This window comes from Cellulosimicrobium sp. Marseille-Q8652 (assembly GCF_965112045.1).
Genome location: NZ_CBCOPS010000002.1, coordinates 106074 through 121584 on the forward strand (window position 1 = coordinate 106074; position 15511 = coordinate 121584).

At 71.8% G+C, this 15511-nt stretch carries 11 protein-coding genes, 1 tRNA gene and 2 pseudogenes; 12 read left to right on the plus strand and 2 right to left on the minus strand.

The window, feature by feature from the left end; genetic code table 11:
- Positions 1 to 47 precede the first annotated feature (47 nt).
- Positions 48 to 2633, plus strand: coding sequence for a penicillin acylase family protein (locus ACWPWV_RS10510; protein WP_454044519.1), 2586 nt, complete (start codon positions 48 to 50; stop codon positions 2631 to 2633).
- 244 nt (positions 2634 to 2877) lie between these two features.
- Here ACWPWV_RS10510 and ACWPWV_RS10515 read toward each other — a convergent pair whose 3' ends face one another.
- Positions 2878 to 3510 carry a 5-formyltetrahydrofolate cyclo-ligase gene (locus ACWPWV_RS10515; RefSeq protein ID WP_454042941.1) on the minus strand — a complete coding sequence of 211 codons (633 nt, stop codon included), beginning with the start codon at positions 3508 to 3510 and terminating at the stop codon, positions 2878 to 2880.
- Positions 3511 to 3700: 190 nt separating this feature from the next.
- Here ACWPWV_RS10515 and ACWPWV_RS10520 point away from each other — a divergent pair, with 190 nt between their 5' ends.
- From ACWPWV_RS10520 to ACWPWV_RS10570, 11 genes and pseudogenes are all read left to right on the plus strand, one after another.
- Positions 3701 to 5965, plus strand: coding sequence for an NTP transferase domain-containing protein (locus tag ACWPWV_RS10520; protein ID WP_454042942.1), 2265 nt, complete (start codon positions 3701 to 3703; stop codon positions 5963 to 5965).
- A gap of 97 nt (positions 5966 to 6062) precedes the next feature.
- Positions 6063 to 8531 carry a GH36-type glycosyl hydrolase domain-containing protein gene (locus ACWPWV_RS10525; protein ID WP_454042943.1) on the plus strand — a complete coding sequence of 823 codons (2469 nt, stop codon included), beginning with the start codon at positions 6063 to 6065 and terminating at the stop codon, positions 8529 to 8531.
- Positions 8532 to 8658: 127 nt separating this feature from the next.
- The gene (locus ACWPWV_RS10530; protein WP_454042944.1) at positions 8659 to 9306 is read left to right on the plus strand and encodes a GNAT family N-acetyltransferase; all 648 of its coding nucleotides are present in this window, start codon (positions 8659 to 8661) and stop codon (positions 9304 to 9306) included.
- Between the two features lie 103 nt (positions 9307 to 9409).
- Complete coding sequence (locus tag ACWPWV_RS10535) at positions 9410 to 10663, plus strand: hypothetical protein (protein WP_454042945.1); 1254 nt, start codon at positions 9410 to 9412, stop codon at positions 10661 to 10663.
- Positions 10664 to 10760: 97 nt separating this feature from the next.
- A tRNA-Ala gene (locus ACWPWV_RS10540) sits at positions 10761 to 10833 on the plus strand.
- 223 nt (positions 10834 to 11056) lie between these two features.
- Positions 11057 to 11197: pseudogene (locus tag ACWPWV_RS10545) on the plus strand (helix-turn-helix transcriptional regulator); the annotation flags it as partial.
- Positions 11198 to 11255: 58 nt separating this feature from the next.
- A complete protein-coding gene (locus ACWPWV_RS10550; RefSeq protein ID WP_454044611.1) occupies positions 11256 to 11720 on the plus strand; it encodes a hypothetical protein in 465 nt (154 codons plus the stop codon).
- Complete coding sequence (locus tag ACWPWV_RS10555; protein WP_454042946.1) at positions 11642 to 12172, plus strand: hypothetical protein; 531 nt, start codon at positions 11642 to 11644, stop codon at positions 12170 to 12172. The genes ACWPWV_RS10550 and ACWPWV_RS10555 overlap by 79 nt, the downstream gene beginning before the upstream one ends.
- A gap of 35 nt (positions 12173 to 12207) precedes the next feature.
- The gene (locus ACWPWV_RS10560) at positions 12208 to 13590 is read left to right on the plus strand and encodes a hypothetical protein (RefSeq protein WP_454042947.1); all 1383 of its coding nucleotides are present in this window, start codon (positions 12208 to 12210) and stop codon (positions 13588 to 13590) included.
- 62 nt (positions 13591 to 13652) lie between these two features.
- Positions 13653 to 13892, plus strand: a pseudogene (locus ACWPWV_RS10565) (transposase); the annotation flags it as partial.
- A 163-nt stretch (positions 13893 to 14055) separates the two neighbouring features.
- Positions 14056 to 14208 carry a hypothetical protein gene (locus ACWPWV_RS10570; RefSeq protein WP_454044612.1) on the plus strand — a complete coding sequence of 51 codons (153 nt, stop codon included), beginning with the start codon at positions 14056 to 14058 and terminating at the stop codon, positions 14206 to 14208.
- Positions 14209 to 14404: 196 nt separating this feature from the next.
- Here ACWPWV_RS10570 and ACWPWV_RS10575 read toward each other — a convergent pair whose 3' ends face one another.
- A complete protein-coding gene (locus tag ACWPWV_RS10575) occupies positions 14405 to 15511 on the minus strand; it encodes a hypothetical protein (RefSeq protein ID WP_454042948.1) in 1107 nt (368 codons plus the stop codon).

Below are 15511 nucleotides of genomic sequence, written 5' to 3' on the forward strand. Positions count from 1 at the left end.
CTGCGCACGAACCCGTCGAGAAGCCCGCCGGTGACGACCCCGAGACCATGACCGGTTCGCGCCCGGCGCGGCGCACCGGTCGGCGCGTGCTCGTCGTCGTCGCGGCCCTGGTCGTCGTCGTGCTGGTGGCGGTGACGGTGCTCGTCGTCACGACGGTGCGCCGGCCGCTCCCGCAGGCGGACGGGGAGATCACGCTCCCCGGCCTGGGCGCGGAGGTCACCGTGCTCCGCGACGCGCAGGGCATCCCGCAGATCTACGCCGACACCCCCGAGGACCTCTTCCGCGCCCAGGGCTTCGTCCAGGCGCAGGACCGCTTCTTCGAGATGGACTACCGGCGCCACGTCACGTCCGGGCGGCTCACCGAGCTCGTCGGCGACAACCCCGACGCGATCGCCGCCGACAAGGTCACGCGCACCTTCGGGTGGCGCGACGTCGCGGAGCAGGAGTGGGAGATCGTCGCCCCGGAGACGAGGGCGTACCTCGAGGCGTACGCCGAGGGCGTCAACGCGTACCTCGAGAACCGCAGCCCGGGCGAGATCGCGCTGGAGTACACGGTGCTCGGCCTGCAGGTCGACGTCGCGGAGCCCGAGCCGTGGGACCCGGTCGACTCTCTCGCGTGGCTCAAGGCCATGGCGTGGGACCTGCGCGGCAACTACGACGACGAGCTCGACCGGGCGCTCGCGTACGGGACCCTGCAGGACCCCGCGCGCGTCGCCGAGCTCTTCCCGGCGTACCCGTCGGACGTCAACGCGACCGTCCTCCAGCCGGGCGAGCTGGAGAACCCGCAGCGCGTCTCCGCCGACATCTCGCCGGAGGCCGCGCAGACGTACTCGTCCGAGGGGCTGCAGGCCGCCATCGCGTCGGCGGACCGCGCGCTCGCCGCCGTCCCCGTCCTCATCGGGCGCGGCGAGGGCACCGGGTCGAACTCGTGGGTCGTGTCCGGCGAGCACACGGAGAGCGGGCAGCCGATCCTCGCGAACGACCCGCACCTCGGCCTCTCCGCCCCCGGCATCTGGGCCCAGGTGGGCCTGCACTGCACGTCCGTGGGCCCCGACTGCGCCTTCGACGTCGCGGGCTTCTCCTTCGCCGGGTTCCCGGGCGTGGTCATCGGGCACAACGCCCAGCTCGCCTGGGGCCTGACCAACATGGGCGCGGACGTCACGGACTTCTTCGTCGAGCGCGTGCGCGACGACACGTACCTGCGCGGCGACACGTGGGAGCCGCTCGACATCCGCACGGAGACCCTGGAGGTCGCCGGCGGGGACGACGTCGAGCTGGAGATCCGCTCGACGGTCCACGGCCCGATCGTCTCGACCGTCATCCCCGCGACCGCGTCGGCCGAGGACACCCCCGCGCCCGACACGCGCCTGGGGGAGTACGCCGTCTCGTTGCAGTGGACCGCGCTCGAGCCCGGCCGCACCGCCGACGCGGTGTTCGCGTTCAACCTCGCGGCCGACGCGGACGACATGCAGGCGGCCGCGGCCCTGTTCGAGGTGCCCGCGCAGAACATCGTCTTCGCCACCGCCGACGGTCACATCGGGTACCAGGCCCCCGGGAAGATCCCGGTCCGGCAGGTGGTCCCCGACTCCGCCGTGCCGTCCGACGGCACGTGGCCCCGCGACGGGTCCGACGCGCGCTACGACTGGCAGGGCTACGTCCCGAGCGACCAGATGCCCCGGGTCGTCGACCCCGCCGAAGGGTTCGTCGTGGCCGCCAACCAGGCCGTGCTGCCCGCCGGCCTCGAGCCGTTCCTCACGACCGACTGGGACTACGGGTTCCGCTCGCAGCGCATCCGCCACCTCCTCGAGGAGGAGATCGCGGCCGGTCGGGCGATCGGCGTCGACACCATGAACGAGATCCAGCTCGACGACCGCAGCCCGTACGCCGAGGCGCTCGTCCCGATCCTGCTCGACCAGGACATCGACGACGACTTCGCGGCGCAGGGGCAGGAGCTCCTCGCCGACTGGGACTACCGGACCGACACCGACTCCGCCGCCGCGGCGTACTTCGCCGCCGTGTGGCGCAACCTGCTCCAGCTGACGTTCTGGGACGAGCTGCCCGAGTCGGCGCGACCGAGCGGCGGCAGCCGGTGGCTCGCCGTCGTGCAGCGGCTCGTCGAGAACCCCACCGACGCGTTCTGGGACGACCGGCAGACCGTCAGCGTCGTCGAGACCCGTGACGAGGTGCTCACGCAGGCCCTCATCTCGGCCCGGCTCGACCTGACCGTCGAGCAGAGCAAGCAGCCCGCCGACTGGGCCTGGGGCAAGCTGCACCAGCTCGAGCTCGAGCACCCCGTCCTCGGCGGCCAGTCGATCCCGGCGCCCGTGCGTGACTACGTCAACCCGGACCCGGTGGGCATGCCGGGCGGGTCGTCCATCGTCAACGCGACGGCGTGGGACGCGGCGTCGGGCTCCTTCGAGGTGACCGCCGGACCGTCCATGCGCATGGTCGTCGACCTCGCCGACCTGGACCGCTCCACGTGGGTCACCGTGACGGGCGCGTCGGGCCACCCCGCGTCGAAGCACTACGACGACCAGCTCGGCACGTGGGCCCGCGGCGAGACCTTCGCGTGGCCCTTCACCGTCGAGGCCGTCGCCGACGCCGGGACGGACGAGCTCCGACTCGTTCCTTAGCGCGCGAGTCGGGTCGCGCCCTCGGGTCGTGCCTGCGGGTCGTGCCCGCGGCGGGTCGAGGTGTGTGCTCGGGCCGGCGCGCCGTCACCTCGAGCAGTCGGTCGCCTTCTCTCGCGCGCTTCCACGCCCTTCGCGCACACCTCGACCCCGCCGCTCGTCCTGCCCGTCACCTGTCCGACGGCGCGGCGGCGTGACCCGGCCCGACCACCGGGCCCGGCCACGGCCGCGCACTGAAGACCAGGGGTCAGGGGAGCCAGCGCCAGCCGAGGGGGGTCGCGACGGCGTCGACGGTCTTGTCGTGCCGCTCGAGCGGAAGGGGGCGCTCGGCGGCGTCGTAGACCTCCTCGGGGAAGACGACGGCGACGACCCTCGCGCCGGGCCGGGTGTGCTCGAGGGCGCGGTCGTACCATCCGCCGCCCTGACCGAGCCGGACGCCGCGCGAGTCGACGGCGAGCGCGGGCGCGACGACGACGTCGGCGAGCGCGAGAGCCTCCGGCCCGAGAGGAGCGGTGCCGGGTTCGGGCGGGCGTCCGGGGGCGCGGACCTGCAGGTCCGCCGGGCCGTCGTACTCGGCCCAGTCGCGCTGCAGCCCGGCGCCGAGCACCGGCAGCAGCACGCGGACGCCGCGCGCGGAGAGTCGTTCGAGCATCTCGGCCGTGCCGGGCTCGGTGGGTCGGGCGGCGTAGGTCGCGACGCAGGTCGCCGCCGCGACGTCGGGGATCGTCTCGATCACGTCCGCGATGGCGACGGCCGCTTCCTTGCGGAGCCGTTCCGAGCGGGACTGCCGGTTCGTCCGGATGGCCTTGCGGAGGATCTCCTTCGCGTCCTCGACCTCGATGCTTCCGTGCAGGGGGTAGGGCTGGTCCGGGCCACTCATGTCCCTATTGTCACCCGGCGGCCGCGCTGAGCCGTCCACCGAGCGGGGGATGTCTCGCGCGGTGTCGCACCGGTACGGGGTTCCCTCGACGGTCCGGGCGGACCTATGATCGAGGCGTACTAGTACGGACTCCTGACAAAAGCGTCGTCGCTCGTGTCAGGGCCGGCCTGCGCCGACCAGAGGGAACGCCATGACCGCGCCGACGACCTTCCGGACGCCCACCCCGTCCGCCGCTCCCACGACGCAGGCGTCCGCCGCGGCGCCCGTCCGCGCGGACCGTGCGGCGGTCGTCCTGGCCGCCGGGCACGACGCCGCGTCGCGCGACCTCCTCACGCGGCCCCTCGGGGACGCGACCGTCGTCGAGCTCGCCGTCGCGACGGTGCGCAAGGTCGTGGACCCCGGTCGCGTCGTCGTCGTGGTCTCGCCCGACGACCCGACCGTGCGCGAGCTGCTCGGCGAGGACGTGGTCTACGTCGAGCAGCGCGAGCCGCGCGGCACGGGCGACGCGGTCCTCGCGGCCCGGGGCGCCATCGCGTCAGTCCTGGGCCCGGGCGCCGACGGGCCCGTCCTCGTCGCCTACGCCGACACGCCGCTGCTGCGGTCGGAGTCGCTCCTCGGCCTGCTCACGCGGCACGCGCTCACCCGGGCGGACCTGTCGCTCCTCTCGGCCGTCGTCGACGACCCGCAGCCGAGCTCCGGGCTCGTGGTGCGCGCGGGCGACCAGATCAGCGCGGTCCTCGAGCCCGAGGACCGCGCCGGTGCGCCGCTGGGGGACCGGCCCGAGGTCAACGTGGGCGCGTACGTCGCCGCGCCGAGCCTGCTCTTCGGCGAGCTCGAGGCCATGGCCGCGGACGGCGAGCACCGGCTCACCGAGCTCGCGCGCCGCGTCATCGGTGCCGGTCGACGGATCTCGTCGTACCGGATCTACGACACCGACGAGGTCCGGGGCATCAACACGCCCGGCGAGCTGCAGGAGGCCGCGGACGTCGTCCTCAAGCGGCTGTTCGTCCCGACGAAGAACACGGACACGAAGATCGTGTTCGGGACCGGCGGGTGGCGTGCGGTCATCGGGGAGGGCTACACCCTCGCGAACGTGCGCCGCCTGTGCCAGGCCATCGCGAACGAGACGGTGCGCCGCGGGCTCGACCGCAAGGGGGTCGTGATCGGCGGCGACCGCCGGTTCCTGTCGCGCGAGTCGGCGGTCGCCGCGGCAGAGGTCTTCGCGGGCAACAACATCGCGGTCACGCTCCTGCCCGACGACGTCCCCACCCCGCTCGTGACGTTCGCCGCCCCGTACCTCGGCGCGGCGTACGGGATCATCGTCACGTCGAGCCACAACCCGCCCGAGTGGAACGGCATGAAGGTGTTCCGCCAGGACGGGTCCCTGCCGCTCGACGACGAGACGGACCGGTACCAGGACGAGGCGAACGCGCTCTCCGTGGACGACGTCATCACGCTCGACATCGACGTCGCGCGGCGCACGGGAGTCGTCGTGGACCGCGCCCTCACCGCCCCCTACGTCGACGCGATCGAGCGGATCATCGACGTCGAGGCCGTGCGCGGGTCGGACCTGCAGGTCGTCGTCGACCCGATGTACGGGACGAGCCAGCTCACGCTCGGCACGATCCTGTCCGACATGCGCGTGCGCTCGGAGTTCATCCACGCCGCGCACAACCCGCTCTTCGGCGGTGTGGCCCCGGCGCCCGACCTGCAGCGGCTCAGCACGCTCGTGTCGATGATCCGCCAGGGCGGCGGGCGCTACGACCTCGGCATGGCGACCGACGGCGACTCCGACCGCATCGGCATCGTCGACGAGACGGGCGAGTACATCTCGACCAACGACCTGCTGCTGCTCCTGTACTGGTACCTGCACGAGGTGCGCGGCGAGAAGGGCGGCGTCGTGCGCAACCTCGCGACGACGCACCTGCTCGACCGCCTCGCCGCCCACTTCGGCGAGGAGTCCCGCGAGGTCAAGGTCGGCTTCAAGCACGTCACGGCCGGCATGGAGGAGATCGGCGCGGTCCTCGGCGGCGAGTCGTCGGGCGGTCTGACGATCCGTGGCTGGATCCTCGGCAAGGACGGCATCTTCGCGTGCGCGCTCGTCGCCGAGATGCTCGCCCGGACCGGGAAGCGGATCTCGGAGCTCCGCGAGACGGTCTACGCGATCACGGGCCGCCTGCACACGCTCGAGGCCGGCGTGCCCGCGACGCCCGAGATGCGTGTCGAGGTGCCTCGCCGGCTCGCCGCGGAGCCGCTCACGCACGTCGGGCCGTACCCCGTCGTGTCCGTCTCCCACCTCGACGGCACCAAGATCCTCCTCGAGGGCGACAACTGGGCGCTCCTGCGGTTCTCCGGCACCGAGCCCGTGCTGCGGATGTTCGTCGAGGCGGACACGCCCGAGAAGGCCGGCGAGCTGCTCGACTGGCTCCGCGGCTTCGTGACCGCCGGCGTCTGAGCCCGCACCCGACGACGCGCACCCTCACGAGTGGCCGCGCGTCGTCGGGCACGTACGACCACCCCAGCAGGACCCCCGGAGAGGAACCCCAGCAACGATGCGCTACGGCCGCTTCGACACCGCGCGCGACGAGTACGTCGTCGAGCGCCCCGACGTCCCCGTCTCGTGGACGAACTACCTCGGCACGAAGGACCTGTGCACGGTCCTGTCGCACACCGGGGGCGGGTACTCGTACTACAAGAGCTCGCAGCAGGGGCGCATCACGCGCTTCCGCCCCAACGGCGTGCCGCTCGACCGCCCCGGCCACTACGTGTACGTGCGCGACGCCGACGACGGGGACTACTGGTCGGTGTCGTGGCAGCCCGTGGGCAAGCCGTTCGTCGGTCCGGACGAGGAGCTCGACCCGGCAGGCGGCGCCGGCCGGTGGACCACGCGCCACGGCATGGGGTACACGACCTTCCGCGCCGAGTACAAGGGCGTCGACGCCGAGCAGACCGTCTTCGTCCCTCTCGACGACGACGTCGAGGTGTGGGACGTGCGCCTGACGAACACGACGGACCGTGAGCGGCGGCTCACCGTCACGGGCTACGTCGAGTTCAGCTTCCACACCATCACGATCGACAACCAGAACCTGCAGATGTCGCTGTACTCGTCGGGCTCCTCGTACGAGGACGGGATCGTCGAGTACGACTTCTTCTACGAGCCGTGGACGTTCCACTACTTCGCGTCGAGCGAGACGCCGTCGTCGTACGACTCGCTGCGGGACTCGTTCATCGGCCCGTACCGCACCGAGGCGAACCCGGTCGCGGTCGAGCGCGGGCACGGCACGAACACCTCCGCGACCACCCAGAACCACTGCGCGGCGCTGCAGCACGAGATCGTGCTCCAGCCCGGCGAGACCAAGCGCCTCGTCCACCTGCTCGGCTACGGCTCGCGCGACGCGGCCGGCCGGGCGATGCAGGCGAAGTACGCGGACCTGCACGCCGACGTCCCGGCCGTCGACGCCGAGCGCGCACGTCTCGCGGCGTACTGGAGGGCCAAGCAGGACGCGCTGCGCATCCGCACGCCCCACGAGGGCATGAACACGATGATCAACACGTGGACGCTGCTCCAGGCGGAGACGTGCGTGCAGTGGTCGCGGTTCGCGTCGTTCGTCGAGGTCGGCGGGCGTGCGGGCCTCGGCTACCGCGACACCGCCCAGGACGTCCTGAGCGTCGTCCACTCGAACCCGACGAAGACGCGGCAGCGGATCGTCGAGCTCCTACGCGCCCAGACGGAGGCCGGCTACGGGCTGCACCTGTTCGACCCGAAGGCCTTCGACCCCGACGCCGAGAAGCTGCCCGACGTCCCGTCGCCGACCATCGTGCCCACCGTCGACCCGAAGGACCTCGTCCACGGTCTCGAGGACACGTGCTCGGACGACCACCTGTGGCTCGTCCCGTCGGTCGTGGAGTACGTCAAGGAGACGGGGGACCGGGCGTTCCTCGACCTCGAGATCCCGTTCGCCGAGGGGACCCCGGCCACGGTGTACGAGCACCTCGTCCGGGCGCTCGAGTTCTCCGCCGAGCAGGTGGGTCAGAACGGCGTCGCGCTCGGCCTGCGCGCGGACTGGAACGACTGCCTCAACCTCGGTGGCGGCGAGACGTCGCTCGTGACGTTCCTCCACGCATGGGCGATCGGCGCGTTCCTCGAGATCGCGGAGCCCTTGGCCGCGGCCGGTGACGAGCGCGCGGAGGCCGACGTCGTGCGGTTCACCGCCGAGCGCGAGCGCATCGCGAAGGTCGCCGACACCCAGCTCTGGGACGGCCGGTGGTGGATCCGCGGCTACACGCGCGACGGCGTGAAGATCGGCTCGGCGGAGAACGCCGAGGGCAAGATCTTCCTCGAGCACCAGGCGTGGCCCGTCATCGCGGGCATCACGACGCAGGAGCGCGGCGAGGCGTCCATGGACGCCGTGCGCGAGCTGCTCGGGTCGGAGTACGGGAGCCACCTCAGCTGGCCGGCGTTCACCCAGGTCGACGACACCGTCGGGTTCGTCACGCGCGTCTACCCGGGGATCAAGGAGAACGCCGCGATCTTCTCCCACCCCAACGCGTGGCCGATCATCGCGGAGGCGCTGCTCGGCCGCGGCGACGAGGCCGTCCAGCTCTACGACGCGATCCTCCCGTACCACCAGAACGACAACATCGAGGTCCGCGGGGCCGAGCCGTACGCCTACGTGCAGTTCCTCTACGGGCGCGACCACGAGTGGTTCGGCAAGGCGCAGAACCCGTGGCTGACCGGCACCGCCGGCTGGATGTACACCGCCGTGACCAAGTACGTGCTCGGTGTGCGCCTCGCGCTGGACGGGCTCGTCGTCGACCCGTCGATCCCGCGGGACTGGGACGGGTTCGAGGTGCGTCGCGAGTGGCGCGGTGCCGTCTACGAGATCGAGGTGCGCAACCCCGACCACGTGTCGAAGGGCGTGCGCACCGTGACGGTGGACGGCGTCGACCACGACCCGGCGGTCCCCGTGCCCGCCCGCCCGGCGGGCAGCGAGGTGCGCGTCGTCGTCACGCTCGGGTGATCGCGCCGCGGTCGCGGCTGGTGGCGTCGGCCGCGACCGTGGTAGACCCTGTCAGCGAGGCCGGGTCGTCCGTGCTTCGGCACGCGCGAGGAAGGCCGAGGATGGACGCCGCACGAAGGACGCCACGATGACGGGGAAGACGGCGCGCGCCTGGGCCGTCACCAGGCCCTGGCCCGTCACGCTGCGCGACGACACGCTCGACGGCGCGGTGGTGCTGCGCCCCCTGCGCCGGCGTGACGCGCACGACTGGATGACGCTGCGCGCCCGGAACGCCGGGTGGCTCGAGCAGTGGGAGGCCACGTCGCCCCGGCCCGGTCCGGGGGGGCCGCCGACCTTCGGCGAGTACGTCCGTGCGCTCACGTCGCAGGCGCGCAACGGCTCGTCCTTGCCGTTCGCCGTCGAGTTCGACGGCGAGCTCGTCGGTCAGCTCACGGTCTCGTCGATCACCTACGGGTCCCTGTGCGGGGCGAGCGTGGGCTACTGGGTGAGCGAGCACGTCGCCGGGCGGGGGATCATCCCGACCGCCGTGGCGATGTCGGTCGACTACTGCTTCGCCGTGCTCGGCCTGCACCGGATCGAGATCAACATCCGGCCGGAGAACGTGCCGAGCCTGCGCGTCGTCGAGAAGCTCGGCCTGCGTGACGAGGGTCTGCGCGAGCGGTTCCTCCACATCCAGGGTGCGTGGCGCGACCACCGCACGTTCGCGATCACGACCGAGGAGGTCCCGGAGGGGCTCCTCGCGCGCTGGCAGGCGACACGCCGCAGCGACGCCTGACGCGACGTCGGGCACGCGGCGTCGACGGCGCAGGGGAGGCCGGGCGCCCGACACGCCGGAGCGCGTCCGGGCCGCGTGCGAGGGCCTCGCCTACCGTCGGAACGTGGAATCGGCCTCGGGGATCGTCGCGCTCGCGGTGGTCCTGCTGTGGCTGGGGTACTACGTGCCCCACCGCGTGCAGCACCGCCAGCAGCTGCTGGAGGCGCGCACGGAGGACCGGTTCTCGGGCGCGCTGCGCGTCCTGTCCGTCGCCGGGCGGGGCCTCGGCGCACCGGACCGCCTCGTGCCGGCGCTCGACGGCACGGTCGCGGTCGCGGTCGGCCCGGGTGGCGGGCGCCGGGCACTGCTCGGCGCGGCGCCGGAGGGCCCGAGGGGAGCCGCGGACATGACGGGCTCGACGGGCTTGACGGGCACGGCAGGATCGGACCGGTCGGACGGTCGGACGCACGACGAGGTGGAGGACGCAATGGAGATCAGCGGCAGCGCGTCATCCCCCCGAGGGGTGGTGCAGGAGGTCGGTCGTCCGTCGACGTCGCGCCTCGCCCTCCTCGAGCGCCGAGCGGCCGCCGCGCGGCGCCGTCTCGCGCTCACCGTCGTCCTGCTGCTCGCGAGCGTCGCGGTGTGGGTCGTCGTCGGCCTGGGCCTCGCGCCGTGGTGGGCGGGAGCGGTCCCGACGGCGTTGCTCGCCGTGGTCCTCGTCCTCGGCCGGCGCGCCGTGCTGTCCGCCCAGCGGGCCGACGCCGCCTGGCTCGCGGAGCGCCGGGCGGCGGCGCGAGCCGCGCGCGGCACGGTCGCCGGCGGCCCTGCCGCCCCGCGCAACGTGCGCCCTCGGGTGACCGGCCGGGCCGTGCACGGGTCGCAGCTGAGCACCCAGATGATCCCGCGCGTCACGGCGAAGGACCTCGCGCGGGCGAGCGCGACGGCGACGACGGACGGCGCTGCGGCCACGGTCTCGAGCGCGGGGACCGGGACACGTGAGACGTCGAGCACCGCGCGCACCGACGACGACCCCGCGGAGGGATCCTCGGCGCGCCCGGAGCGGGACGAGGCGCCGACCGCCGTCGCGACCGAGGCGGGCGAGGGGCGCGTCCCGTCGGGGCGTGCCTGGGACCCGGTCCCCGTGCCGCGGCCGACGTACACGATGAAGCCCACCGCGCCCCGGCGTGAGCCGGCCCCGCTGACCGACGACCAGACGTCGCCGACCACGGCCCGACCTGCGCCGGCGGCCGCCGTGCCGATGCCCGAGCGGTCCGGGGCGCCGGAGCGCGCGGAGGGCGACGCGCAGAAGCCGAGCACCGAGACCCTGGGGCTCGCCCTCGACGAGATCCTCGCGCGGCGACGCGCGGCCGGCCAGTAGCCCGAGCGCCGCCGGGCCACCCGTCCCCAGGAGGCGCTGAGGGCGTCACCGGTTTGCAGGACCACGGCCCCGAGGTGTTAGTCTGTACACCGCTCGAGGGGCTATGGCGCAGTTGGTAGCGCGTCTCGTTCGCAATGAGAAGGTCGGGGGTTCGAATCCCCCTAGCTCCACTCCTTGAAGGCCGTTGGTCAGGATGAGAGTCCTGGTCAACGGCCTTCGTCGTTCCCCGAAGTCCTCGAAGAGAGGACCAGAACGACCGTGATTCCACGCGAGATTCCACGCGAGTGCTCACCGAGCATGCGTGCGAACGACCCCGATCGACCTCGGACGCCGGCGTCTGTGACGCACCTGAGGTCCATGTTCACGAGAAGCGAACCCCTGTCCCACACGCCGATGTGGACGCTCGACGAGCTCTGCGAGAAGGTCCACGTGAGCCGCGCGACGGTGCACACCTGGCGCAAGAGAGGGACGGCGCCCAAGGCGTACGTCATCGGTCGGCACCTGATGTTCGAGGAGTCGGACGTCCGTGCATGGCTCGAGGCCCGGACGCGCCTGTCGAGGACGAGCCGGGCGCCGGCTCCGGATCGGGCTGGTGAGCTGGATGGCTCACGAGAGGCTGAAGGCCGGCGAGCACGGCGAGATCTTCATCAAGCAGACCTCGAGCGGGTCGTTCCAAGCGCGTGTGCGCGTGCGACTGCTCGACGGCATGGAGACGCAGATCTCCCGGAGCCGCAAGACTCGAGCCGCCGCACGGCTCGCCGTGCAGGCCGAGGTCGAGGATCGGCTCAAGCGGCCGAGAGGATCGGCCGACCTCAAGCACGACAGCAAGGTCGGCCTGGCTGCTCGGCAGTGGATCGACGAGCTGCGCGTGCATTCGGCGTGGCCGAATGCACGGCGGCGACCGCAGACCGTCGATGAGTACGAGCGGTTGCTCGGGACGCTCATGGTGCCGAAGCTGGGCAAGCTCCGGCTCGATGAGTGTTCGCCGACGACGCCACGAAATCCGCGGCGCGCGGAGATCTGTACCTGGGAGCGCGTCAGGCGACAGGGGAGCTGATCGCGCTCGGCACGCCGTGGGCAGATCTTTATCCTGTGCTTGCCGATGTCGTCTCAGGCTGGGATGACGCGCGCGTCGACCGCGCCGAGTGTCAGGCCGAGGCGACCGTCCAGACCTTTGCGCTGCCGCTGGACCACTACCTGCTCTACGGCATCGCGCGCACCAGCCTCGTCGCGCTGGCCGAGACGGTTCCAGCGACCAGCCTGATCGAGTACTGGTTCGTGCTGCAGGCCCTCGACTCGCTGCACGACCCCATGTGCCGACCCTCTGCCGAGCCGCTCGTCACGAGCGCCAAGACCGTGCACTACGCGGCGGCCCGCGCCGCGATCACCGCGCTCTGCGTGTTCAACCTCGACAACCGCGCCGTCCTATCGATCCGAGACCTCCTCGACCGTGAGTGGGAGCGCGACCCCCACCACACCGACTCCCACCGAGTGCAGGGGCGTGCCTGATGTACGGCCAGGTCACCAGTGCACTGCACGCGTCCATGACACAGCTCCTCGCGATGCGCCGGCCGTCGTTCTACCTCGGAGGCGCCAACGGCAACCGCGAGGCAACGACGACGCCCGAGGAACGCGCCGCCGCGACGGCGAGGATCCTGCGCTACCGCAAGGTGGTCTGGGACTACGCGCTCGCGGTCACCGAGGCCGCGACACCTATCCACGTCGTCGACGGCTGGGAGACACCGCACCGCCTGCTCCACTGGCTCCGAACCGACCAGCCCCGGACGGGCGCCCTTCCCGGCGGACGTGGCGTGAGCGCCGCCGAACTCGCCGCGGTGCAGGACACCCGCCTCACCGAGACGTGGCGCAGAGCCGCAGTCGCCGCGATGACCGGTCGCGAGCGCGAGCTGCCCGTCGTCGCAGACAGGATCCGCTTCGACGACGCGCGCGTCCTGCTGCGCGATGCCGCTGACCTCACCTGGGCGCTGATCGCACTCGACGCCCGGTACTTCCCGCTGCCCGGGTGGCAGCGCCTGAGCACCAAGTCCAAGTGGCAGGACTCGTTCTCCACGAAGGAGCCCCAGCTCGTCGACTCGGCGCTGTCCGCTGCGCAGCTCTGCAGCCAGTGGGCGGCGGGCGTCACTCACGCCCAAGCTAGCGCTGTCGACCGTCTTGGATACCGGCCGCCGACTGCGCTGATGCCGAAGCCGTACCCGTTCGGGTTTGACGGCGCGATCACGGCCCAGCACAACCTGCTCGTCGGGCTCGGGGCTGAGTTCCCGACCGTCGACTCGCTGATCGCGATCGTGCGCGCACAACGGCTGGTGTCCGCGCTCGCGACTCGGGCGGCCGGGGTTGTCGACGCCCACGATCTGGCGATTCAGTTTGCGAGGCGCGCCGAGAAGTACCAGAGGCTCCTCGGGATGCTGATGGGGCGCGTCGCGGGTCCCCTTGGCCGTGGCCAGGGCTCCGTCGCCGACGCCGAAGCCGCCCAGCGTGCGATAGAGGACGCCGTCGGAACGGGGGAGCGAGTCAGCGGTAACCAGCTCGCATGGCTGCGTCGTCTCTTCACAATGACTGACGCGTACGTCGCCGCTCGGGTCAAGCAAGGCATCGACCAGCGGCGATACTTCGTCTGGAACGAACTCTCGCTGTCAGGAGTCGGCGTTGCCGGTGTGCGGCGAGCAGTGCGGAGGTACGAGCCCATCGACGGGCACAACCACCCGAACCTCTTCGCGGCGGTCAAGGCTCTGGCGCCTGATTGTGGGCCAGCGAGGGTAGTCGAGGGCAGACCTGGGCGCGACGACTTCACGAGGGTCGTGGAGATTGCCGGCGAGTTGGACAAGGCGCGCCGATACCGCGGAAGCGCGGCGCGACCGGACGCGCCCGAATCGCGACGGGGCGATCCTGAGCGCATCGCGTTGTGACCGCGCCCATGTGAATCGCCCCGGGTTCGGTGGAGAATCTCAAGCCAGGAAGGATGAGAGCCATGGCAGCATCGAGGAAGTACAGCGACGAGCTGCGTGAGCGGGCCACGAGGATGGCGATCGACGCTCGGAAGGACCCGGCGACGAGGACCGGGCCGTACAAGCGGATCGGGGACCAGCTCGGATCCACCCCCGAGGCGTTGCGCACGTGGGTGGCCCGGGCCGAGATCGATGCGGGTGACCGGGCCGGCACGACGAGCACGGACGAGGCCCGGATCGCGGAGCTCGAGCGGGAGAACCGTGAGCTGCGGGGGCGAACCACATGGCGGCACGGGCAGGTGGGCGCAGCTACGATCGTCAGCAGGCCGGGCGGCCGGCCGCAGACTTCCGTTTGGGGAGAGTCTGACCCCCGCGATGTGCGCAGGAATCGCTGTGTCTGCCGTCGTCGCTCTCAGCATCGCAACCATGTTCCGCATGCTGAAGAGCGAAGGGAGGCGCAGGATGATCGATCTGATCACGACAGGCATCGGCCTCGTCGCAGACGCCATCACCATCTCAACCGCACTAGGGGTCAGCGCTGCCCCGAGCCAGGGCCTGACGCTAGAACCGTCGGCATGAGCGAACATCCCCCGCCGCGCAAGGCGACAGGACCCGGCAAGGACTCGCGCTAGCGATCAAGACCCCGCCTGCCGACGGGGAGGACATGATCAAAAGCAAGAGCGCACCAGCGCGCCGCACCTGGTGCGGGTTCGTCCTTGACACCCTCCGAGACGACCGCACCACCCGTGGCGGAAGCTGACCTGACGGGCGACCGTCAGCGCGCAGGGCGGTCCGGGTCGTGCCCGAACACGAGCGACAAATACTCGCGCAACAGCAGGAATCCGTCGTGGCGAGGCAGTGACGAGTGGTCGACGCGCTCTCCGTGAGAGAGCCGGTTGCGCAGGTCTGCGAGCCGCTTGAACTGGTCGATGTCCGCCTGGGCGTCGGCACCCTTGAGACCCCAGGCCATGAGCGCGAACTGGAACTCGATGTTCCTCGCCGGACGGTCCGAGCCGTCAGGGGTCGGCCAGAGCAGCGACTTAGCAGGCAGGCCGTAGTCCGAGGCGATCGCGCCCGAGATCCGGTCGCGGTTGACCTTGCAGAACTTCGCCGCCAGGGCCTCGAGCCCCCAGTGCGCGAAGAGGAACCTGCGCAGCGCGTCGGGCTCGTCCATCGCCTGGAAGTACCACCAGGACGGGGTGGCGGCTATCCGGTCTGAGTCGCGGGGAGACCCCGCAGCGTTCAGGACGTCGAACAGGGGCGTGCAGTCGAGTGTGTCCCAGCCGCTAGCACTGGCGTGACCCGTGGCGGTCATGCGCAGCTCGCTGCGGAAGACCGGCATGTGGGCGTCGTCGTCGGGCTCGAAGTATGCCTTGGCTGTGGCGTGGACGACCTTGTCGATCCGGGTGCCGGCACCGACCAGTCGGGCGCAAGCCTGGTCGAGGGCTTCTGCGGCTTCGCCCGCGAAGCTCCTGAGCCGGTCGAGCGTGCTCGCAGTGTCGGCGACCCAGAGTGCCCAGCGGCCTGCCAGCCCGTCCACCACGGCGCGGCGGACGTAGCCGATGGTCAGGTACGTCGCTCCCGGTTCGATGAACCCGGGCTGCTCGACGGAGAGATCGGATGTGTCACGGTCGGGTTCATCGAGCCTGTGGTGCTGAGCAGCCACTCCTATCGCGCCGTCGACCAGCGGCGCCGCGTTCGACAGGTCGTGCAGCAGCGTCGCGGGGACGTCCCCGAACGTGACGACCAGTTGTGCCCCCGAGCCGTCCTGCGGTGTGGCGTGCTCGATCGACCGACCGTCGCGATCGGTGTACCGGGGGCCGATCTCCAGCACCCGGTAGGCAACCAGACGCCCGCTGACCGGCACGAGGCTCTTCGTCAT